The sequence below is a fragment of the Actinoplanes sp. CA-015351 genome, from assembly GCF_050955685.1.
Lineage (GTDB): Bacteria > Actinomycetota > Actinomycetes > Mycobacteriales > Micromonosporaceae > Actinoplanes.
On the sequence record NZ_CP192102.1, the window covers coordinates 5,151,204 to 5,172,824 of the forward strand.

The window sequence follows — 21,621 nt, forward strand, 5'->3', positions numbered from 1 at the left end:
CTCAGCCTTCGTCCGGCGTTCTGAGTCCGGCCAGCAGGTCCTGAAGCCGGGCGAAGGCAACCGCGTCCTCCCCGTCGAGGACCCCCTCTCGATACCAGGTGACATAGCCGTCCAGATACGAGGAATACCGGGGCAGGTCGAATGCGGGGACATCGATGGCCGCAAGAAATTCGGCCGGCCGCAGATCTGCCCAATGTGGGCCGGCTTCTCGGCGGCACTTGCTCAAGATCTCGGCCACAACAGCGGGCTGATCCTGGAAGCCTGCGATCATCGACGGCACCGCGCCACTGAGCATCACCGTGTGCTCGGCGACCTGACGGACGACCTTCGCTCGCAGTGTGTCGATGATGGGATCGAGGACCTCAGGATCCTTGTCGCGAGACCTGCGGGCCCTCTCGAAAAGAAGAAGGAAGTCGCCGGATTGTTCGATGATCTCGACGAGAGCGCTGTTCTCGCGGATCAGATGAGGCCTGTGCAGCGCCAATGCCGCCGTCATAGCCGAAAGGCCGACATGGTCGGTAACGAGCAAAGCCGCGCGAACGACTTCGCTGACCAACGTCGGGGGTAAACCTTCGGAATCCTGAAGCAGGCACATCGCGAGCAGGAACCTGCTCTCGGCAGTCGAGGCAGCGTCAGGGTCGGAACCCGCCAACTCCCTGATCTGCTCATACTGGCCTGTCAGATATGACACCGGGCTTCCCACAATGACGGAGGACCACCGGTACATAGCAGTCTCCGAGACATGCTGATGGAAAATTCGCTGGACGTCGGTCATGGGCTTCGCCAGCGATCCGTCGCCGGTCCAGAGTGTGGACATGCCCGCATGCAAAACTGCCTCGAAATAGTTCTCCCCGGCCAGCCTCGCCTCGCTGACCTCTGGCGGACGAGAGCCCCTGCTCGCGACCAGATAGCGGGAATCCGTCCTATCGATCACGGCGAAGAGGCCCTCCTGCGCCTCGGCGTCCAATCCGCTCCGCCAGAGCCGCACAGTCGAATCGAGAGCCGGGGTGTCCGGCGTGCCGGAGAACTCCTCAATTGCGACTCCTTCGCCACCGCGAGCCAGGACCGCGAGAAGAATCAGGTTCGCGGTGTAGGCGGCGGTGCGGTTCACCACGTCGAACGGCGTCGGGCGGTACTCGTCGTCCTGGATCCGCCTCCGCGCCGACCGGAACAGCTCCAGCGCCACTTCGCTCACCGCGGCCTGCTCGTCCTCAACTAGCCCTTCGATCATCCTCAGCAGGAACGGCACGACCTGCTCGCCGTTCGTCAGCGGCTGGTGCGACAAGAATGCCCGCAACACACGATCGCTGAGGTCGACCTTGTAGGCCCTGCGCTGCGCCAGCTGCCAGTCGACGGCGAGATCCTTGATGAGCTCCAGGGTGTGCTCGGCAACCAGGTATTCGGCGAACGTGGCATGCAGGAATTCGTAGGACCGGCGGCCGGCGGTCCGCGCCTCGTCGCCGGTCTGCGCCACATGCACGAAGAAGAACGCCGCAACCGTGCGACGAGCCCGGCTCACCGGCTCACCGGCGACCACCTCCTGCTGCGTAGGAGAATCCGGGTGCAGGGCCTTCAGGTCGAGCCCCAGGTCCTCCTCGGTAACCCACTGCCGCTTGCGGTTGAACATCGCGAACGCCACCGCGGCGAGATCACGACGGCTGTCCCCCTCGGACTTGGCGAAGGCCGCCTCGGCGAGACGTTCCGTCGACTTCTCCCGGACCTGGCGCCGGATGAACGAGTCGAGCAGCCGGCGGTACAACTGATCGGTGGAGAGGTCGTCCGCGCCGAGTTCACCCGCCTCGGCCGCGTAGACCGCGAGCATGAGCAGCAGTAGCGGCTGGCTCGCCAGTTCCTGGTGCCGCCACAGCTCGGACCGGGTCAGCGGACGGAATCCGGCCTGATCGTGATTGACCGCGTTCCAGGCGTCGGCCCAACGGCCAACCTGGTCCTCGTCGAAGGCCTCCAGCTTGATGACAACGGTGCCCTCCCGGACCACAGTGCGGTCCATCACCAGGGTCCGAGAGGTGATCACCACGACGACAGGACGGCCCTGCACCCACTCCTCCTGCTGGAAGGTTGCCGCTGCCTCGACGTAGTGCGACTGGGTCACGCCAGTGGCTTGCACCAGCTCGTCGAAGCCGTCGAGCAGGATCACTTTCGTGGTGTCCGCTGCCCGGCACAGGTCGCCCCAGCTGATCCGTTCCTTGGTGACCTTCTCGACCGCCGCCTCGATCTGTTGATGAACGGCCGCATCGGGATCCACCCGTCGCAGCGGAACACGGATCGTCGTGAACGCCTCCGCAGGTACGCGGGCTGCCACGACTTCGGTCAGCAGGGACTTTCCGGCGCCCGGGTGTCCGAGAATGACCAGGGGGCGTTGTGTGCTGTCCGGCGCGGTGAAATACCCGGCGAGGAACGTCTCCAGGTCGTCCCGGGTTTTCTGTTTCCTCCACCAGTTCTCGTCGGAGAGGTGTGCCTCCTTATCACAGACCGCAAGCCGGAATGCCGGGCTGATGAAGCCCCTCTCCACGGTCGGAAAGGAAAGACCGTCCGGGGCCGGGGCGTCGGAGCGCCACAACGGCCGACGCAGCACGTCCGCGTATTGCAGTGCCAGCCCCTCGACGGCCGCCGGAGCCGCGCCGTCAACGATCCTCGCGAGCCTCTCGGCCAGGCCGGTGAGTGTTTCGGTCTGGCGGCGGACCTCAGCCCTGGTCGCGGCGTGTTCGGCCAGCTGGGACCAGATGCCGAACTCGGGTACGTCCACGCCGAGTCGCACATAGCGCTCCCGGTACAGCGACAACGCCACCCCGACGACCAGTTCGGCGGCCGGCATCGTCATCCCCTGCGCGGCCGCCAACCCCTCGGCGAAATCGCGGAATGCCGCGTGCATCGAGGACAGAGCACGCTCCACCGCCGGCAGGTTCTCGTCGAAGCCGGTCAGTGCGTCGGGCATCGAAACCGCGCTGTGGGTGCCCAGTGGCGCGCCGTTCAGAACTCGCGTCCGCTCCTCATCGGTCAGTTCCAGGGTCTTGAACCGGTCGCCGATGTGTTTCTGCAGCGCGTCGAAGAAGGAGGACACCACCAGCACCGTGTGGGCGGCCTCGATCAGCTCGTAGTGCCGCCTGCCGCGGGTCGACCGGATCCGGGCCGGCGCGCGTCCGAGTAGCTCGCGCAGGACGTTGTTCGCCTCGCCCTTGTAGTCGAACCAGCCGAGCAGCCCCTGCGCGAACGGGGCCGCGAGCAGCATCGCTCCCCCGGCGGCACGCCCCAGGAGTGTGATCGGGTCGTCGCCGCCGATGAGCAGCTTGACAGCATCCGGATAGGACAGTCGGGATCGGGCCACGGGCGCAGGTTATCGGCACCCCGATCCCTCGGCCATCCACCGTCCGGGGTAACAGGATCACGGCGACCGGTGCGAGTGCGGCGCTCGTGGCGCCACCGATGACTGCGTGTGCTCGTGCGCCAGGTCACAGCGGTGGTGAGATACCAGGCGTCGGGCCGAGGGCTCCGGACCGATGAGTTCGGGGTTCGCCGCTGGTCGTAGCGGTCATGGTGATGATTTTCCGGGTCGGGGCGGGGGTCGGCCGCGCGGAGATCCCGGCGCTCTGCGCCGATCTCGCGGTGCTGCTGCGCGGCCGGCCGCCGGGGGTGGTGATCTGCGAGGTCACCGGCCCGGACCGGCCCGGTCTCCCGGTGGTCGAGGCAGTCGCTCGCCTGCGGCTCACCACCATCGGGTACGGGTGGCAGCTGCACGTCCGCGACCCCGGCCCCGAGCTGCGCCGGCTGATCGCCCTGCTCGGCCTGACCGAGGCCCTGCTGAACCCCGGCGAGGCCGATCGGAGGTGAGGCTCAGTTCAGCCGCGCCGGCAGGTGGAAGAGGGGGAACAGGCCGGCCGTGTCGAGGAAGTTGTTGACGGCCGCGATCCGGCCGCCGGACAGCTCCAGGACGATCAGCGCCCACGGCTCGTGGCCCTCGCCGGAGGCGGCCGCCCGGTACTGCCCGAACGCCGGCATCCCGTTGGCGACAGTGGGCAGCAGGCGCGAGCCCCGGCAGCCGGAGCCGGTGCCGGACATCCACGCGGTGATGTCGTCGTGGCCGCGCAGCCAGAGCGGCAGCGGCGGCATCGACAGCGTGGCGTCCTCGTGCAGCAGCGACGTCAGCGCCGTCAGGTCGTACGCCTCGAAGGCCGTCACGTACCGCGCGAGCAGCGCCCGCTGGCCGGCGTCGAGCGGCTGGTACGCCGAGGCCGTCATGTCCGCCGCGGCGATCGTGGACCGGGCCCGCTGCAGGGCGCTGTTCACGCTGGCGACCGTGGTGTCGAGCAGGTCGGCCACCTCCTGTGCCGACCAGGCGAGCACCGCGCGGAGGATCAGCACCGCCCGCTGCCGTGGTGGCAGGTGTTGCAGTGCCGCCACGAACGCCAGCCGGACCGACTCCCGTGCGGCGATCAGGTGCGCGGGATCCGTACCCTCGAAGATCTTCTCGTCCGGGACCGGCCCCACCCAGATCTGGTCGGGCCGGGGCTCGCCGGGGTTGGTCGCGGAGCCGGAACCAGCCGGGCTCAGATCCATCGGGCGCACCCGCCGCTGCGCGCTGCCCAGCATGGTCAGGCAGACGTTCGTGGCGATCCGGTAGAGCCAGGAGCGCAGCGCCGAGCGGCCCTCGAAGCCGCTGAAGCCTTTCCAGGCGCGGATCATCGTGTCCTGCACCGCGTCCTCGGCCTCGAAGGAGGAGCCGAGCATCCGGTAGCAGTACCCGGTGAGCTCGGGCCGGAAGGTCTCGAGCTGCGTCTCGATGTCGGTCACGCTGCCGAACCTAGTCGAATTCGAAATTCCTCCGCCACCTCCGATGAGTTCACGCCACCCTGGCGGTCTACCCCGGCGTCACATATCAGCGAAGGGAACCGGTCATGGCTTACGCGGACGTCAACGGCATCAACCTCTACTACGAGATCCACGGCGAGGGACGCCCGCTGGTCCTGCTGCACGGCGGCCTCGGCTCCGGCGAGATGTTCGGCCCGATCCTGGACCTGTTCGCCGCGAACCACCAGGTGATCCTGCCCGACCTGCAGGGGCACGGCCGCACCGCGGACATCGACCGGCCGATCGACATCGCGACCATGGCCGACGACATCGGCGCGCTGATCACCCACCTGGGCCTGGAGAACCCCGACGTCGCCGGCTTCTCGCTCGGCGGCGGCGTGGCCCTGCAGGTCGCGATCCGGCACCCGGAGAAAGTCCGCCGGGCGGTCGTCGCCTCGGCCGGGATCCGGCGCGACGCCACCTACCCGGAGATCCTGGAGCAGCAGGGCCAGGTCACCGGCGCGGCCGCCGAGTTCATGAAGGAGACCCCGATGTACGAGCTGTACCAGCGGGTCGCGCCGCGTCCGGACGACTTCCCCCGGCTGCTCGACAAGATCGGCGAGGCGATGGCGAAGGACTTCGACTTCACCGAGGACGTCCGCGGCCTGCAGGTGCCGACGCTGATCATGGCGGCTGACGCGGACATGTGCCCGCCGAGCCACTTCGTCGAGGTCTTCGGCCTGCTCGACGGCGGCCTGCGCGACGGCGGCTGGATGGGCGAGGGCCGGCCCAAGGGCGGGCACGCCCTCGCGATCCTGCCGGGCCTGACCCATTACAACCTGGTCGACTCCCCGCTGTTCGCGTCCGCCTCGCTGGCGTTCCTGGCAAAACAGGACTGACCTTTGGCGTATCGGCCCGCTATTGCGAATTTTATTTCAGAATCAGCCGGTATGGCCGTCTCCGGATCCCTCCTGCGCCTGTCACCGGTGGCCCTGATCGTCATGATCATTGTGGTCGCCGGTGTGGTGCTGCCCGCACCCCGCCTGCCGGCCGGCGCCGCGCAGAGCACCTGCCCGACGCCGGTGGCGCTGACCAACGGCGACTTCGAGACACCGGTGATCGCCACCGGCGGCGTCAGCATCATGTCGCAGACCCTGGTGCCGGGCTGGCTGACCACGGCGACCGACAAGATGATCGAGCTGTGGCGCGGGTACGGCGGCGTCCCGGCCGGCTCCGGCAGCCAGCACGCCGAGCTGAACGCCAACCAGGTCTCCACGCTCTACCAGGACCTGCCGACCACACCCGGGCAGACCCTGCGGTGGGAGCTCAAGCACCGCGGGCGCACCGGCATCGACACCATGTCGGTGCTGATCGGAGCGCCCGCCGGGACACTGGTCCAGCAGGGCCCGGTGATCGCCGACGGCACCTCGGCCTGGGGCACGTACGCCGGCGTGTACTCGGTGCCGGCCGGGCAGACCACCACCCGGTTCGCGTTCCGGTCGGTCGCCTCGGCCAGCACCAGCCCCAGCATCGGCAACTTCCTCGACGCGATCTCGTTCGGCTCGGCGGCCTGCCTGGTCACCACCACGGCTGTGGCGGACGCGTCCGGCGCGGCCACCGCGTACCCGGGCGACGTGCTCACCTACACGGTCACGACGCGCAACGCCGGTGGCAACCCCGCGCGTCTCGTCACGATCAGTGACGACCTGCCGGCCAACGTCACGTACGTGCCGGGCTCGCTGCGCTCGATCACCGGGACCACGGTGGTGAAACCGACCGACGCGGCCGGCGACGACACCGGGGAGTACGACGCGGCAACCCGTACCGTGCGGATCCGGGCCGGCACCGGCGCCACCGCGACCGCAGGCGGCGTCATCGGGGCGGCCGACGCCCGCACCATGACCTATCAGGTCACGGCCGGCACCGCGGCCGCCGCCACCACGATCTCCGACGACGCCGTCGCCGGGTACACCGACGCGCTCTCCGGCAACACGCTGACCTCGGCCTCCGACACCGCCGCCATCCCGGTGGCCGCCGCCGCGAACCTCGGTGTCACCGCCGCGATGACCGGTTCGCTGGTGGCCGGCCGGGCCACCGAGTACACCGTCACCGCCACCAACTCAGGGCCCTCCGCTGCGGCCTCGGTGCAGCTCAGCGCCGCCGTCCCGGCCGCGCTCACCGGTGTGGCCGCGACGTCGCCCGGCGGCACGTGCTCGGTCGGTGGCGGTGGTGCCGTCTGTGCGTACCCGAGCGTGGCGGCCGGCGCCACCCGGACCGTCCGGATCACCGGGACGGTCCCGGCAGCGGCCACGGCGGGCACCCGGTACGCGCTGACCGCGACCGCCACCGACACCACGTTCGATTTGGACACCACGGACAACGCGGCGACGGTCAGCAACACCGTCACCACCAGCGCGGACCTGGCGGTGACCCTGACCGCGCCGGTCAACCCGGTGGCCGGGGCACCGGCCCGGTACACCGCGACGGTCACCAACACCGGGCCCTCGTACGCACGCGACATCGTGCTGACCAACCCGGTGCCGCAGGGCGCCACCTATCCGTCCGCGTCGTCGGCGGGCGGCGTGTGCTCGTACGCCGCTGCCGCGCACACCCTGGAGTGCGACCTCGCCGACCTCGCACCCGGTGCCGGCGCCACCGCGACCCTGGACGTCACGCTGCCGCCGAACGGTGGCGCCGAGATCGACAGCGCGGTCGCGGTGACCGCGTCCACACCGGACCCGGTGCTCACCAACAACAGCGCCGAGGTGCAGTCGCACGACGTCGAGGTCGCCGACCTCGGTGTGGGCCTGCACCTGGACTCCGCCACCGCCCGGCCCGGCGACGAGGTCGGGTACACCCTGACCGTCCGCAATCACGGGCCGTCCGACGCGCACGCCGTCGCCGTGAACGTCACCGCGCCGGCCGGGCTCACCATCGTGCCCGGCTCCGGAGCCGGCTGCACCCTGGCCGGATGCACCATCCCCACGCTGACCGGCAACAACGTGCCGGTCGTGCTGACCGGCACGGTACGGATCGAGTCCTGGGCGGCGGCCGGGCTCGCCCACGCCATCACCACTGTCGTGTCGCCCACCGCCGACAGCAACGCCGCCAACGACACCGACACCAGCGCGCTCACCATCGAGCTCTCCGCCGACCTGGAGATTGCCCACAGCGTCACCGGCCCGGCGGTGGCGGGCGAGCGCCTTGTCGAGTCACTGACCGTCACCAACCGGGGGCCGACCCGCGCCGAGGGCCTGGTGCTGACCGAGCACATCCCGGCCGGTGACGTCGTGCCCGCCGCGGCGGCCGGCGCCGGTTCCTGCCGGTTCCAGGGTGCGGGCGGCACCGGTTCGGTGACCGCCGACGGCGGTGTCCTGCTCTGCACCCTGCACGACCTCGCCGCGGCCGGGACCTGGCAGGTCACCTTCACCGGCACGGTGGCGGCCGGCTATCCCGGCACCCGGCTGATCCGCGACGCCGAGGTCAGCGCCGTCTCGGCCGACCCGGATCCCGGCGACAACAGCGAGACCGACACGATCGCCGTGGCGCACCGCGCCGACCTCGCCGTCACACAGACCACCAGCACGCCCGCGGTGGTGCAGACCGACCCGGTGCGGTTCCGGGCCACGGTACGCAACGCCGGCCCGTCCGACGCCCGCAACGTGATCCTGCGTGCCGAGCCCGGCACCGGTCTGATCCTCAACGGCGGCAGCACCGACCACGGCGGGTACGACGACACCGACCACGCCTGGCACCTCAGCGAACTGGACGCCGGCGACACGGCCGAACTGGATCTGACCGGCACCGCCCACGACGCCGGCACGATCGTCAGCACTGTCCGGGTCACCCACGCGGACAGCACCGACCCGGCCGGCGGCAACGACAGCGGTACCGCGAGCGTCACGGTCACCCCGGAAGCCGAGTCCCTCGCGGTCACCATCAGCCCGGTCGTGGTGCCCGCCGCGCACCGCGGCGCCGTCCGCGCCGGCGACACCGTCGGCTTCGACTACCCGGTCACCAACACCGGCAACGTCGCCATCAGCCAGATCGCGGTGACCACCGGCATCGGCGGATCCGCGGTCTGCCCGTCGGCCACCCTGGCCGCCGGGGCATCGATGACCTGCCGGGCCGGCACGCCGTACCCGGTGACCCAGGCGGACGTCGACGCCGGCCATCCGATCACCAACACCGCTGTGGTCGCGGGTTTCGGTCCCGGTGACACGGCGGCCACCACCTTCCGGGCGGCGCTCGCCGACGTTCCCGTGGTGGCGGCCGCCCCGGCGCTGACCGTCGCGGTGGCAGCGACCGTCGACCCGCCGGCCCGGCAGAACGCGGCGGCGGCCGGGGACACCATCAGCTACCGGTACACGATCGCCAACACCGGCAACGTCACCGTGGCCGACCCGTCCGTGCAGGCCACCACCGGCGGGACCGTCACCTGCCCGTCCGGGCCGGTCGCCACCGGCGCCACTGTCGTCTGCGCCGGCACGCCGTACACGGTCAGCCGCGCCGACCTCGACGCCGGCCAGCCGATCACCGAGACCGCCACCGCGCGGGCCGCCACCCCGGCCGACGGCGTCGTCACGTCGCTCTCGCCCGGCACGGCCACGGTGGCCGTCACCGCGCCGGTGCCCGCCCTGTCGATGGCCGTCACCGCGACCGTGAATCCGGCGGCCCGGCAGAACGCCGCCCAGGCCGGCGACACCGTCACCTACCAGTACTCGGTCACCAACACGGGCAACGTGACGATGGACCAGATCACCGCGGCCGGCTCCCTCGGCGGCGCTCTGACCTGCACCCCCGGCCGGCTGGCCGCCGGGGCGTCGGCGACCTGCACCGGTGCGCCGTACACGGTCACCCGGGCCGACCTGGACGCCGGGCTGCCGGTCACCGAGACCGCCACCGTCACCGGCCGCAGCCCGGCCGGGGTCAGCGCCGCGTTCCCACCCCGCTCGGTCGCGGTCCCGGTCGCGCCGGCCGTTCCGGCACTGACGATCACCATCACGACCGCGCTGTCGCCGGCGGCCGGCCAGCACGCCGCCCGGGACGGCGACACGATCGATTACGCGTACACGGTCACCAACACCGGCAACGTCACGATCACCGGTGTCGCGGTCACCGCCTCGGCCGGCGGCCCGGTCACCTGCGACACCGCCGTCCTGGCCGCCGGGAACTCGGCCACCTGCGGCAACGCGTCCTACCCGGTGACCGCCACGGACATCCTGGGCGGGGGGCCGATCACCCGTACCGCGACCGCTTCCGGCACCGGGCCGGGCGCCACCGGAACCGTCACCTCACCGCAGGCACGCAGCAACGTCGCCCTGGTGGTCGCCACGGCCTCCCTCGCGATCACCGTCACGCCGGAGGTGTCCCCGGCCGCCCGGCAGAACGCCGCCCGGGCCGGTGACACCATCGACTACCGGTACACCGTCACCAACAACGGCACCGTGACGATGGACCAGATCACCGTGGCGGGCACTCTCGGCGGCGCGATCACCTGCGGCTCGGCCCTGCTCCACCCCGGCCAGGCCACGCCGTGCACCCGCGTCGCGTACCTGATCAGCCAGGCCGACATCGACGCCGGACAGGCGATCACCGAGACCGCCACGGTGACCGGGCACACCGGCGGCATCACCGCGTCGTTCCCCGCGCACGCCGCGGACGTGCACCTGGCACCCGCCGCGCCGGCGCTGAACGTCACGGTCGCCGCCGCCGTCTCGCCGGTCGCCCGGCAGAACGCCGCCCAGGCCGGCGACACCGTCACCTACCGGTACACGGTCACCAACACCGGCAACGTCACCCTCGACCAGCTCGCCGTCACCGATGCCCCGGCCGGACCGGTCACCTGTGACACCGCCGCTCTCGCCGTCGGCGGCACCGCGACCTGCGTCGCCGCGAGGGGATACCCGGTCACCCCGGCCGACCTCGACGCGCAGGTCCCGGTCGGCGGCGCCGCGTACGCGACGGCCCGGACGCCATCGGGTGGCCCGCTCGCGATCGGGCCGTTCGCCGCACCGGTGATGGTCGCCCGCGCCGCCCCGGAGCTGACCGTGGCCGTGCTGCCGGCCGTCTCCCCCGCCGCCCGGCAGAACGCGGCCGAGGCCGGCGACACGGTGACCTACCGGTACGCGCTCGGCAACACCGGCAACGTCACCCTCGACCAGATCAGCGTCATCGCCGACCTCGGCGGCGCGGTGACCTGCCCGCAGCCCGCCCTCGCCGCCGGGACGAGCATGACCTGCACGGCAGCGCGGGTCCACACTGTCACCCAGGCCGATGTGGACGCCGGCGCGGTGCCCGCCGAGACCGCGACGGCCGCGGCCCGCGCGCCCGGAGCGGCGAGCCCGGACACCCACGCGCCCGTCTCGGCCACCGTCGGCGTCGTCACCGCTGCCCCGGCGCTCCAGGTGGACGCCGCCGCGACCGTCGACCCGCCCGCGCGGCAGAACGCCGCCGAGGCCGGCGACACGGTGACCTACCGGTACACCGCGACAAACACCGGCAACGTGACGACGACCGCGCTCGTCGTCACCGACTCCACCGGCGGCCTCGCCGTCTGCCCCATCCAGGTCCTCGCCCCGGACGCCAGTGTCACCTGTGACGCCGTCACCTCCCACGTGGTCGGCCAGGACGAGGTGGACGCGGGTGCGCCGCTGACGCGTACCGCGACGGCGACCGCGCGCGGCCCCGGCCAGGCGGTCGTCGCCGGGTCCGCCCCGGCCACCGCCGTGGTCCCGGTCGCCGCTGCCGCCCCTGGGCTCACGCTCACCGTGACACCCACGGTGTCCCCGCCGGCCCGGCAGAACGCGGCCGCGACCGGCGACCTGGTCAGGTACCGGTACACGGTGGCCAATTCCGGCAACGTCACGATGAGGGCGATCACCGTCGCCGGCACCCGGCTCGGCGCCGCGCCCTGCGCCGACACCACGCTGCCGGTCGGTGCCACCACCACGTGCCGCCCGCCGGAGGAGTACCGGGTCACCGCCGCCGACGTGGACGCCGGAACCCCGATCGGTGACAGCGTGAGCGTCTCCGGCAGCGCTCCCGGCGCCGCCGCCACGACGTTCGGGCCGGTCACCTCGGCGGTCCCGGTCGCCGCCGCGGCTCCGGCGCTGCGGCTGGCGGTCACCGCCGTGGTCAGCCCGGCCGCCCGGCAAGCGGCGGCACAGCCCGGCGACACCATCACCTACCGGTACGCGGTCATCAACGAGGGCAACGTCACCATGAGCGCGATAACGATCGGTGACGCCCCCGTCGGCCCCGCCGGCTGCCCGTCCGACATCCTCGCGGCCGGCGCCGGGATGACCTGCCTCTCCACCCGGTCGTACCGGGTCACCCCGGACGACGCCGCTGCCGGCACCCCGGTCCGCAACGCCGCGTACGTCTCCGGCCGCCCGCCCGGCACGACCACCGCTCTCACGTCCGGCCCGTTCAGCGACCCCGTCGAGGTCACCGAGGGCACGCCGTCCCTGGCGGTCGAGGTCCTCGCCGACGTGGACCCGCCCGAGCACCACGGCGCGGTCCGGGCCGGCGACCGGGTCACCTACCGGTACCTGGTGACCAACGACGGCACGCTGACGATGACCGGCGTGACGGTCACCGACACCACCGCGGCGTCCGGCATCCGCACCGCGATCACGGCCGGCACCACCGCGGCGTCCGGCATCCGCACCGCGATCACGGCGGACACCGCAGCGCAGGCCGCCATCTCCTGTCCCTCGTCGTCGCTGGCCGAGGGCGAGACGATGACCTGCACCGGCGCCGGCGTCCACGTGATCACCCAGGAGGAGATCGACTCGGGACGGGCGGTGGCCCGGACCGCCGCGGTCGCCGGTGTGGCGCCGGGAGCGGACGCCCCGGCCACCTTCGACAACGACGAGGCCGACGTGACGGTGGTGCCGGCCGCGCCCGCTGTCGCGGCCGAGCAGCACGCCCGCTGGCAGGACAACGACGGGGACGGCGAACTCAGCGCGTTCGAGCCGGTGGTGTCGACCGTCGTGGTGGACAACACCGGCAACGTCACCCTCTCCGGCCTGACCGTCACCGGCCTGCCCGCGGCGGTCACCTGCGACCGCACGGTGCTGCCGCCGGCCGCCGAGGCCATCTGCCACTCCGGGATCTTCCACCTCACCGAGGCGGAGATCGCATCCGGCCGGCACCAGGACGTCGCCCGGATCGCCATGTTCGCTCCGGGCGGCGCCGACGAGGTCGACGTGGACGCGCCCTCGGTGATCGTGGTGCCGGGTCACACGCCGTCACCGGGGATCAGCAGCAGCCCCACCGCCAGCCCGGGACCCGGCGGCGGCAACCCGGGCGCGACCACGGCACCGTCACGACCCGCCACGCCGGGCGCGCCGATGCCGATCACCGGCGGGGACCTGTCGCCACTCGGCCTGGCCGGCGCCGGCTCGATCGCTGCCGGCCTGGTGCTGATGCTGCTGGCACGCCGCCCGATCAGGCCACGTACGCCCGCAGGTGACGAGCCGTCAGAGTGTCCGCCGAACCCACCAGATCGGCGGGTGTGCCGGTGAAGACCACCTGACCGCCGTCGTGGCCGGCGCCCGGGCCCAGATCGACGATCCAGTCGGCGTGCGCCATCACGGCCAGGTGGTGCTCGATCACCACCACCGTGTTGCCGGCGTCGACCAGCCGGTCCAGGAGCGCGAGAAGCTTGTCGACGTCGGCCAGGTGCAGGCCGCTTGTCGGCTCGTCCAGCAGGTAGGTGGCGGTGCCGCCGGCCATGTGCACGGCCAGTTTGAGGCGTTGCCGCTCGCCGCCGGAGAGCGTGTTGAGCGGCTGGCCCAGGGTGATGTACCCGAGGCCGACAGCGGCGAGCCGGTCCAGGATCACCCGGGCCGGCCTCTCGGTGAAGAACTCCAGCGCGTCGCTCACCGGCATGGCGAGGACCTCGCTGATGTCCCGGCCGCGCAGCTTGTAACCGAGCACCTCGGCGGTGAACCGTTTGCCCTCGCACTCCTCGCAGACCGTCGCCACACCGGCCATCATGGCGAGGTCCATGTAGACCAGGCCGATGCCCTTGCAGTTCGGGCAGGCGCCCTCCGAGTTCGCACTGAACAGCGCCGGCTTCACCTTGTTGGCCTTGGCGAACGCGGTACGCACCCCGTCGAGCAGCCCGGTGTAGGTGGCCGGGTTGCTGCGCCGCGAACCCCGGATCGCCGACTGGTCCACCACGATCACGCCCTCGCGCCGCGGCAGCGATCCGTAGATCAGTGAGCTCTTCCCGGAGCCGGCCACCCCGGTCACCACGGTCAGCACCCCGGCCGGGATGTCGACCGACACGTCCCGCAGGTTGTGTGTCCTGGCGTCGCGGATCGGCAGCGTTCCGGACGCGGCGCGGACCGCGTCCTTGAGACCGACCCGGTGCCCGAGGTATCGCCCAGTGACCGAATCTGATGCCCGCAGCCCGTCGACGGTCCCCTCGAACTGGATGCGCCCGCCGGCCGGACCGGCGCCCGGGCCGAGGTCGACCACGTGGTCGGCGATCGCGATCGTCTCCGGTTTGTGCTCCACCACCAGGACCGTGTTGCCCTTGTCCCGCAGGCGCCGGAGCAGGCCGTTCATCCGCTCGATGTCGTGCGGGTGCAGGCCGACGGTGGGCTCGTCGAAGACGTACGTGATGTCGGTCAGCGGTGAGCCGAGGTGGCGCACCATCTTGACCCGCTGAGCCTCACCGCCGGAGAGGGTGCCCGACTCGCGGTCCAGCGACAGGTAACCGAGTCCGATCTCGACCAGTGAGTCGAGGGTCTGCCGCAGGTTCGCCAGCACCGGCGCGACCGACGGTGCGGTGATCCCGTCGAGGAACGCCGCCAGGTCGCTGACCTGCATGGCGGAGCACTCGGCGATGTTGCGCCCGTCGATCCGGGAGGCGAGCACCTCGGCGCGCAGCCGCGCTCCCCCGCACTCGGGGCACTCCTGGAAGGTCACCGCGCGGTCGATGAAGGCGCGGATGTGCGGCTGCTGCGCCTCCCGATCCTTGCTCAAGAACGACCGCTGAACCTTGACGACCAGGCCCTCGTAGGTGGTGTTGATGCCGGCGATCCGCATCTTCGTGGCCGGTTTGTGGAGGAAGTCCTGCAGCTCCCGCTCACTGAACGCGCTGATCGGTTTGTCCGGGTCGAAGAGGCCCGACTCGGCGAACCCGCGCACGTACCACCCGTCGACCGTGAAGTTCGGGACGGTGATCGCACCCTCGTTGATCGACTTGGACCGGTCGACCAACTGGTCGACGTCGATCGTGGAGACCTTGCCGAGGCCCTCGCAGCCGGGACACATGCCCTCGGCGTTGAACGAATACGCCAGGGCGCTGCCCACCCCCGGCTCGCCGAGCCGGGAGAACACGATCCGGAGCATGGTGTACGCGTCGGTCGCGGTGCCGAGAGTGGACCGGGCGTTGGCGCCCATCCGCTCCTGGTCGACCACGATCGCGGCGCTCAGATGGTGCAGCGCGTCGACGTCGGGCCGGGCCGGGCTGCCCATGAACGACTGCAGGAACGCCGAGTACGTCTCGTTGATCAGCCGCTGGGACTCGGCAGCGATGGTGCCGAACACCAGCGACGACTTACCGGATCCGGAGACGCCGGTGAAGACGGTCAGTTGCCGTTTCGGGATGTCGACGGAGACATCGAGAAGGTTGTTCTCCCGGGCACCGCGAACCTGGATGGCTTCAGTCACCCGGCGACGCTATCGCGCACTCCGGTCAGAAGCTGTCCGCTATCCGGCGCGGCGCCTGGCCCGGCGGGCCGCCAGCTCGTCGTTCCCGCTGGGCTCCGGGACGGCGTCCAGCGGCTGCGGCATCGCCGGCTCGGCCGGCAGGTGCGACAGCGAACCCTGGATCTCCTTGAAGGCGCCGCCAATCGCGATGCCGAACACACCCTGCCCGCCCTGGAGCAGGTCGACGACCTCCTCCGGGGAACGGCACTCGTACACCGTCGTGCCGTCCGAGATCAGGGTGATCTCCGCGAGGTCGTCCACGCCGCGTGAGCGCAGCGTCTCGATCGCCCGGCGGATGTTCTGCAGGGAGACGCCCGCGTCCAGCAGCCGTTTCACCACTTTGAGGACCACCAGGTCCCGGAAGGAGTAGAGCCGCTGAGTGCCGGAGCCGGTGGCGTCCCGCACGCTCGGCACCACCAGCGTGGTGCGAGCCCAGTAGTCGAGTTGCCGGTAACTGATACCCACGGCCTGACACGCCGTGACCCCGCGGTACCCGACCGAGCCGTCCTCGCCGACGAGAGGGCCTTCAAGGGGCTGCTCGTGCACGCGATTACCTCCCCTGCCCATGAACGAATCTAGGCGATGTGCCGGTTCACCTGGACTTCACGAGCGTATATCTCAGTCATGGCGGAAACATGGAGGTAACCGCACGACACGCCGCGTGCGAGCGAGGTAATCCGTCGGCGAGCTTCGATCGGTCGGCCGGGGCGGACCTGCTCAGCCCGCGAAGTCCTCCGGGCGGACCTGGTCGAGGAACTCGCGGAATTTTTCCACCTCGTCCTCCTGCTCGTCCGGGATGACGATGCCGGCCTCGGTGAGCACCTCGTCCGCGCAGCGGATCGGCGCGCCCACGCGCAGCGCCAGGGCGATCGAATCACTCGGCCGGGCCGACACACGCAGGTCCTCGCCGATCAGCAGATCGGCGTAGAAGACGTTGTCCTTCAGCTCGGTGATCTCGACAGCCTTCAGCGGCGCGTCCAGCGCGGCGAGGATGTCCCGCAGCAGGTCGTGGGTCAGCGGACGAGCCGGCTTGACCCCCTGCTGCTCGTACGCGATAGCGGTCGCCTCGACCGCACCGATCCAGATCGGAAGGTAACGGTCGCCGTCGACCTCCCGCAGCAGAACGATCGGCTGGTTGCTGGGCAGCTCCACCCGGACCCCGACCACGCTCAGCTCGCGCACCGCCGCCTCCGTGTCGTTGTTTTGTTGCCGCTGTGGTTCCAGCCGCCCCTCATCTGCACGGTACACGCACACCCCTGGTATCCGAGGAGTGCGGGACACCCCGCAAAGGGTAGGCCGAACCGGGTCAACGACCCAGTTCGCCGCGCAGGCCGGAGCGAACCAGAGCCGCGTGCAACCGCTGCGAGAGCGCTTGCAGGTCACGTGCCGTCTCGGCGGCCCGAGCCCGGGCTGCCGGGTCCTGCTGACGCGCCATCGGCGCCAGCAGTTGTGTGAACAGGCCCACTTCCCGGTCCGCGGCGTTGCGGAACGCGCGCAGATGACGCGCTTCCAGCCCGTAGCGGCCGAGCCCGACCACAGCCTCCACGATGATCACCGCGTCGGCGTCGTACCAGCCCGGGGGGCGGGCCGTGACCAGACCGATCTGCTCCAGCTCGGCCAGCACCGCCTCGTCGACACCGGTGCGTTCGATCAGGTCGTCCTTGGGGATCCGGGTGTCCGCCGGGTCGGCCGGGCGCTGGGTGCCCACCGCCACCAGCGTGGGCCGCTGCGGCACCGCCGGCTCCTGCTCCAGACGGTCCAGCTGTTCGCGGATGACGCGCAGCGGCAGATATTGGTCCCGCTGCGCGGTCAGCACGAAACGCAGCCGGGCCACGTCGTTCCAGGAGTACTTGCGGTACCCGGAGGCGGTGCGTTGCGGGTCGACAAGACCCTCCGCCTCCAGGAACCGCAACTTCGAGATCGTGGTGTCGGGGAACTCGGTGCGCAAATGTGCCAGCACCTCCCCGATGCTCATCAGCGCACCCTCACGCCCGCCCGCGGGGCCCGAAGCCCCGGGGTCACGCGCGGCCGCCCCCGACGGGTTCACGCCCGGCCGCCCTCGCCCTCCGGTCGCGGGCCGGCGATGAAGACCAGCCGGAACTTGCCGATCTGGACCTCGTCCCCGTTGCTCAGCGTCGCGGCCTCGACGCGCTCACGGTTGACGTACGTGCCGTTGAGCGAGCCGACGTCGCGCACGGTGAACGTGCCGCCGTCACGGTGGAACTCGGCGTGGCGGCGCGAAACCGTCACGTCGTCGAGGAAGATGTCACTGTCCGGGTGCCGTCCACTGGTCGTCACGTCGTGATCCAGCAGGAACCGGGCACCCGCGTTCGGGCCACGGCGGACCACCAGCAGCGCCATACCGGGCGGCAGCGAACCGGACATCCGGCTCGGCACCACGTCGGTCTCGGGTCCCTCGAGCACCTCGTCAAGGGCGCCAAGGTTCAGCGTGGACGTGACGTCGAGTGGGGGAAACTCGTCGTCTGGGCGCGTCATCGGACCACCTCACGGATCAGTTGGTCGCCGCGGCCGATTACAGCCCGACGCACGACTATCGGTTTCAAAGGAATAACAGTTCTTCGTGTGCTTGGCGAGCCTAGTCAGCGCCAATATCGCGAGGCAACAAGACTCGCGGAGGCCGATATACGCTTTATCAGCTCTCGGTCAACGCCCGGTACGCCGCCGCGTCGAGAAGCGAATCGAGCACCGCCGGGTCATCCGGGGCGATCTCCACCAGCCAGCCCGCCGCGTACGGCTCGCCGTTGATGATTTCCGGCTCGTCGGCGAGAGTCGCGTTCTTGGCCACGACGGTTCCCGCTATCGGCGCGTAGATCTCCGAGACGCTCTTCGTCGACTCGATCTCACCGAGCGAGTCACCCGCCTGCACCACCGTGCCCTCGTCGGGCAGCTGCACGAAGACGATGTCACCGAGCGCGTCCTGCGCGAAATGGGTGATGCCCACCCGCACAGGGCCACTGCCGTCACCGGCGACCCACTCGTGCTCCGCGGTGTACCGCAGATCCTCAGGAATCAACGCTTCCTCCGTTAATCACGAAACCGGACGCGCGTACTGCAAGGCTGTCGCCTTACGCACCTCGGTCACTTCGACCATGGAGCGCGAGTCCATGGTCACGCTACCGCCGTCGTTCTTCACCGACGCCACCACCCCGCCCGGGATCTGCAGCGCGGTACTCATCGTTCCGGCGGGACCGATCACCAGAAGACGGAACGTACCCGTCAGATGCACACCGTCGGCGAGGATTCCACCACCTTGGGCGTCCACGAAATAGGTCGCCGCGACGACGCGCACAGCTGCGCCGTTATCGCCGTTCAGCTGCATCACCTCACCGCCGGAACCACGCAGCTCCTGAACGGTGTTGAGAATGTCGGACGCTTTCACCTTGGTCAGGGTGATCTCCAGCCCGGCGCCCTGCCCCGGCACGGTCCCGGCCAGCAGGCCCAGCTCCTCGCTGCGCTTGCTCGCCTCCGCCAGGGCCGCCTCCCGGCCCTGCACGCCCGACGAGAGCTGCTGCCGGGTCGTCTCCAGGGCCTGGATCTCGGAGAGCAGCCGGCTGTCCTGCGCCTCCAGATCGCTGAGGATGCGGACCAGGTCCTCCTGCCGCGCCGTGGCCAGCCCGTGGTCCGCGTCGTTGCTGCGCAGCTGCACCACCAGGCTGAACCCGAGCAGCGCGAGCAACACCCAGATCAGGGTCCCGGCGGGTGCGGGGCGGCGCGAGGAGCGTTTCGCTTCCGGCGTACCCACAGGATCTGGATCTTGACCGTTGGTCGCGCCTTCGGGGGGATCAAGATCACTTTTGGGTACGCCGGGAGAAGGCTCAGCTGCTTTCTCCGGAAGGTTCACAGCTTCACCCGATCGAGTCAGGTCGACTGTCGGCTCGGCGGCCAGCGGCTCAGCCGAGTCCTTCAGCTCTTCCTCGTGGTCGGTCATCGCAGTCCCACAGTCGTCTCAGCCCACAGTCGTCTCAGGCCCGGAACAGGTGCCGGCGAATTGCCGCGACATTACCGAAGATCCGCACGCCGAGCACGACCACAACACCGGTGGACAGCTGACCACCGACGCCGAGCTGGTCACCGACGTAGACGATGAACGCGGACACCAGCACGTTGGAGATGAACGACACGACGAACTGCTTGTCGTCGAAGATCCCGTCCAGCTTGGCGCGCACCCCGCCGAAGACCGCGTCCAGCGCCGCCACCACCGCGATCGGCAGATAGGGCACCAGCTCCGGCGGCACCGCCGGGTGGAAGACGATGCCCAGCAGGACACCGGCGAGCAGGGCAAGTACGGCGATCATCGGCCGCCTTCCGACGCGGAGCCCGACGGCGCGGGCACGGGGGTGCTGGGGGAAGGTGTGCTGGGGGTCGATCTACTCGGGGTCGCGGCCCGCAGTTTCAGCTCGGTCGCCGCGTCCAGCGTCACGTTTTTCACCGCGGTCGCGTCGAACGACATGCCGTACCGCGCGACCAGGGTCTCGAAGAAGTGCCCGGCGTAACCGGACCTGAAATCACCGGCCAGGTCACCCGGCCCGATCGCCACCACTTCGTACGGTGTGGCGACCGGCTGCACGTTCACCAGGATCGCTTCACCGGCCTGACGGATCGTCGACGTGGCGGTGAGCCGCTGACCGTTGATCGAGATCGCCTCGGCGCCGGCGCTCCACAGCGCGTTCGTCGCGAGCTGCAGGTCGGTGTCCTTCACCCGGCTCTCGGTGCGGCGCTCCCCGGTCACCGGGTCCACCGTCGTCGGGCCGTCCGCCAGGGTGATCTTCGCGCCGTTGCCGTGCACCGCGGCGAAGCCGGTGGCCGCCTCCAGGTCACGCAGCTGCGCCAGGGCCTCACCACTGAGTTTCTGCTCGCGCAGCGTGGCGACCTTCGCCGCCAGCTCGTCGGCGCGGCCCTGCAGCTCGGCGGTCTCGTCGCGCCGGTTCTCCACCTGCTCGATCAGCTCGTCGCGGGCCACCGTGCGGGCCGGCTCCTCGGCGACCGTCTGCCGATAGGCCACCACCAGCAGGAAACCGATCACCAGCAGCATCAGGGCGGTCGAGCCACCGGCCAGTTTCGCCGCGGTGCCGGTACGCCCGCGCCCCTCGGCCCGGCGTGCCGCGGCATCCGCGTAACCGGGGTCGAGCGGGTTCTGGAACAGGGCGGTCAGGAAGTCGGGGCCGTAGGTCCGTTTGCCCGCCGAGGCGCCGTCCGGATCCGGAACCGTCACGACTGCACCGTGTCGGGGCGCGGATTTTCGTCGGCGCGCGGATTTTCCCGGTCAGCGCGCAACAGGCGCGCCGCCTGGATCAGATAGAGAGCCGCAGCCGCCCAGTACAACCCGAGCGCCCACCAGGCCAGGCCCCAGCCGGTCGGGTACGCCCACGACTCCCAGGACGGCACCGCTTTGGCCAGCAGAATGATCGGGAACGCGGCGAGCAGCAGGAACGTGCCGGTCTTGCCGACGTAGTGAACCGGCGGCGGGCCGTGACCGTGGCGGCGCAGCACCAGCAGCGCGACGGCCAGCACCACCTCGCGGGCCAGCAGCGCGGCGGTCAGCCAGAGCGGGACGACCTCGCGAACCGTGAACCCGACGAGCGTGGCCAGGATGTAGAGCCGGTCCGCGAACGGGTCGAGCAGCTCACCGAGGCGGCTCACCGAGTTCATCCGGCGGGCCAGGTAACCGTCGACCCAGTCGGTCGAGCCGCCGATCGCCAGCACGATCACCGCGGCGACGTCGTGCTCCGCGACGAGCAGCAGGTAGAGGAAGAGCGGCACGCCGAGCAGCCGCAGGAAGCTGATCACGTTGGGCAGGGTGAAAATGCGGTTGGAGGTCTCGATGGACGGCGCAGGCTGCTGCGACATCACGCCATCCCCCTTCAACGTGGCCCTCCCCCTCGGCCCGGGCCCCCGCTCGGCGCCTGGCTCGTGACCGCGCTGTCACATCCGCTCCCCCGCGGATGGATGCGCCTGATTCCCGGCCACTCGCCGAGCAACTATAACCAGCCGCGTTCCCGCCGCCGACGCGCCGTCACAGTGCCCACACCCCCTAGTTCATCCTAGGAGGCTAGGCCATCGCCGTGT

At 70.7% G+C, this 21,621-nt stretch carries 15 protein-coding genes; 3 read left to right on the plus strand and 12 right to left on the minus strand.

Annotated elements, in window-relative coordinates:
* Nucleotide 1: 1 nt before the first annotated feature.
* Nucleotides 2–3,343 (minus strand): NACHT domain-containing protein, encoded by a 3,342-nt coding sequence (locus ACQP2E_RS23690; RefSeq protein WP_433825134.1) that lies wholly within the window; start codon nucleotides 3,341–3,343, stop codon nucleotides 2–4.
* A 206-nt stretch (nucleotides 3,344–3,549) separates the two neighbouring features.
* Here ACQP2E_RS23690 and ACQP2E_RS23695 point away from each other — a divergent pair, with 206 nt between their 5' ends.
* Complete coding sequence (locus ACQP2E_RS23695) at nucleotides 3,550–3,846, plus strand: hypothetical protein (RefSeq protein ID WP_433825135.1); 297 nt, start codon at nucleotides 3,550–3,552, stop codon at nucleotides 3,844–3,846.
* Between the two features lie 3 nt (nucleotides 3,847–3,849).
* Here the strand turns inward: ACQP2E_RS23695 and ACQP2E_RS23700 are convergent, their stop codons facing one another.
* Complete coding sequence (locus tag ACQP2E_RS23700) at nucleotides 3,850–4,806, minus strand: sigma-70 family RNA polymerase sigma factor (protein WP_433825136.1); 957 nt, start codon at nucleotides 4,804–4,806, stop codon at nucleotides 3,850–3,852.
* 104 nt (nucleotides 4,807–4,910) lie between these two features.
* On the opposite strand from ACQP2E_RS23700, the gene ACQP2E_RS23705 reads away from it, so the two are divergent.
* Entirely contained in the window at nucleotides 4,911–5,702 is a 792-nt protein-coding gene (locus tag ACQP2E_RS23705; protein ID WP_433825137.1) for an alpha/beta fold hydrolase, read from the plus strand.
* Nucleotides 5,703–5,753: 51 nt separating this feature from the next.
* Entirely contained in the window at nucleotides 5,754–13,334 is a 7,581-nt protein-coding gene (locus ACQP2E_RS23710) for a DUF7507 domain-containing protein (RefSeq protein ID WP_433825138.1), read from the plus strand.
* Here the strand turns inward: ACQP2E_RS23710 and ACQP2E_RS23715 are convergent.
* The 10 genes from ACQP2E_RS23715 to ACQP2E_RS23760 all read right to left on the minus strand — a co-directional run bounded on the left by ACQP2E_RS23715 (nucleotide 13,258) and on the right by ACQP2E_RS23760 (nucleotide 21,402).
* Complete coding sequence (locus ACQP2E_RS23715; RefSeq protein WP_433825139.1) at nucleotides 13,258–15,495, minus strand: ATP-binding cassette domain-containing protein; 2,238 nt, start codon at nucleotides 15,493–15,495, stop codon at nucleotides 13,258–13,260. The genes ACQP2E_RS23710 and ACQP2E_RS23715 overlap by 77 nt on opposite strands.
* 39 nt (nucleotides 15,496–15,534) lie before the next feature.
* Nucleotides 15,535–16,080 (minus strand): MerR family transcriptional regulator, encoded by a 546-nt coding sequence (locus ACQP2E_RS23720; protein ID WP_433825140.1) that lies wholly within the window; start codon nucleotides 16,078–16,080, stop codon nucleotides 15,535–15,537.
* A 171-nt stretch (nucleotides 16,081–16,251) separates the two neighbouring features.
* Nucleotides 16,252–16,716 carry a bifunctional nuclease family protein gene (locus tag ACQP2E_RS23725; protein WP_111653035.1) on the minus strand — a complete coding sequence of 155 codons (465 nt, stop codon included), beginning with the start codon at nucleotides 16,714–16,716 and terminating at the stop codon, nucleotides 16,252–16,254.
* A 124-nt stretch (nucleotides 16,717–16,840) separates the two neighbouring features.
* On the minus strand, nucleotides 16,841–17,509 hold the full coding sequence (ftsR, locus tag ACQP2E_RS23730) for a transcriptional regulator FtsR (RefSeq protein ID WP_111653036.1): 669 nt from the start codon (nucleotides 17,507–17,509) through the stop codon (nucleotides 16,841–16,843).
* Nucleotides 17,510–17,577: 68 nt separating this feature from the next.
* Complete coding sequence (gene odhI, locus ACQP2E_RS23735; protein ID WP_014445292.1) at nucleotides 17,578–18,030, minus strand: oxoglutarate dehydrogenase inhibitor Odhl; 453 nt, start codon at nucleotides 18,028–18,030, stop codon at nucleotides 17,578–17,580.
* 157 nt (nucleotides 18,031–18,187) lie between these two features.
* The gene (gene gcvH, locus ACQP2E_RS23740; protein ID WP_111653037.1) at nucleotides 18,188–18,568 is read right to left on the minus strand and encodes a glycine cleavage system protein GcvH; all 381 of its coding nucleotides are present in this window, start codon (nucleotides 18,566–18,568) and stop codon (nucleotides 18,188–18,190) included.
* Nucleotides 18,569–18,583: 15 nt separating this feature from the next.
* Nucleotides 18,584–19,483: a DUF881 domain-containing protein gene (locus ACQP2E_RS23745; protein ID WP_433825141.1), complete on the minus strand. Its 900-nt coding sequence runs from the start codon at nucleotides 19,481–19,483 to the stop codon at nucleotides 18,584–18,586.
* 34 nt (nucleotides 19,484–19,517) lie between these two features.
* Nucleotides 19,518–19,850: a small basic family protein gene (locus tag ACQP2E_RS23750; protein ID WP_433825142.1), complete on the minus strand. Its 333-nt coding sequence runs from the start codon at nucleotides 19,848–19,850 to the stop codon at nucleotides 19,518–19,520.
* Nucleotides 19,847–20,767, minus strand: coding sequence for a DUF881 domain-containing protein (locus tag ACQP2E_RS23755; RefSeq protein ID WP_433825143.1), 921 nt, complete (start codon nucleotides 20,765–20,767; stop codon nucleotides 19,847–19,849). The genes ACQP2E_RS23750 and ACQP2E_RS23755 overlap by 4 nt, the downstream gene beginning before the upstream one ends.
* Nucleotides 20,764–21,402: a CDP-alcohol phosphatidyltransferase family protein gene (locus ACQP2E_RS23760; protein ID WP_433825144.1), complete on the minus strand. Its 639-nt coding sequence runs from the start codon at nucleotides 21,400–21,402 to the stop codon at nucleotides 20,764–20,766. The genes ACQP2E_RS23755 and ACQP2E_RS23760 overlap by 4 nt, the downstream gene beginning before the upstream one ends.
* Nucleotides 21,403–21,621 lie beyond the last annotated feature (219 nt).

Bases quoted from the DNA above. Each gene is read 5' to 3' on its own strand.
- ACQP2E_RS23710 (WP_433825138.1), top strand. From the start codon at position 5,754: ATGGCCGTCTCCGGATCCCTCCTGCGCCTGTCACCGGTGGCCCTGATC.
- ACQP2E_RS23695 (WP_433825135.1), top strand. From the start codon at position 3,550: ATGGTGATGATTTTCCGGGTCGGGGCGGGGGTCGGCCGCGCGGAGATC.
- ACQP2E_RS23745 (WP_433825141.1), bottom strand. From the start codon at position 19,483: ATGACCGACCACGAGGAAGAGCTGAAGGACTCGGCTGAGCCGCTGGCC.
- ftsR (WP_111653036.1), bottom strand. From the start codon at position 17,509: ATGAGCATCGGGGAGGTGCTGGCACATTTGCGCACCGAGTTCCCCGAC.
- ACQP2E_RS23750 (WP_433825142.1), bottom strand. From the start codon at position 19,850: ATGATCGCCGTACTTGCCCTGCTCGCCGGTGTCCTGCTGGGCATCGTC.
- odhI (WP_014445292.1), bottom strand. From the start codon at position 18,030: ATGACGCGCCCAGACGACGAGTTTCCCCCACTCGACGTCACGTCCACG.
- ACQP2E_RS23760 (WP_433825144.1), bottom strand. From the start codon at position 21,402: ATGTCGCAGCAGCCTGCGCCGTCCATCGAGACCTCCAACCGCATTTTC.
- ACQP2E_RS23705 (WP_433825137.1), top strand. From the start codon at position 4,911: ATGGCTTACGCGGACGTCAACGGCATCAACCTCTACTACGAGATCCAC.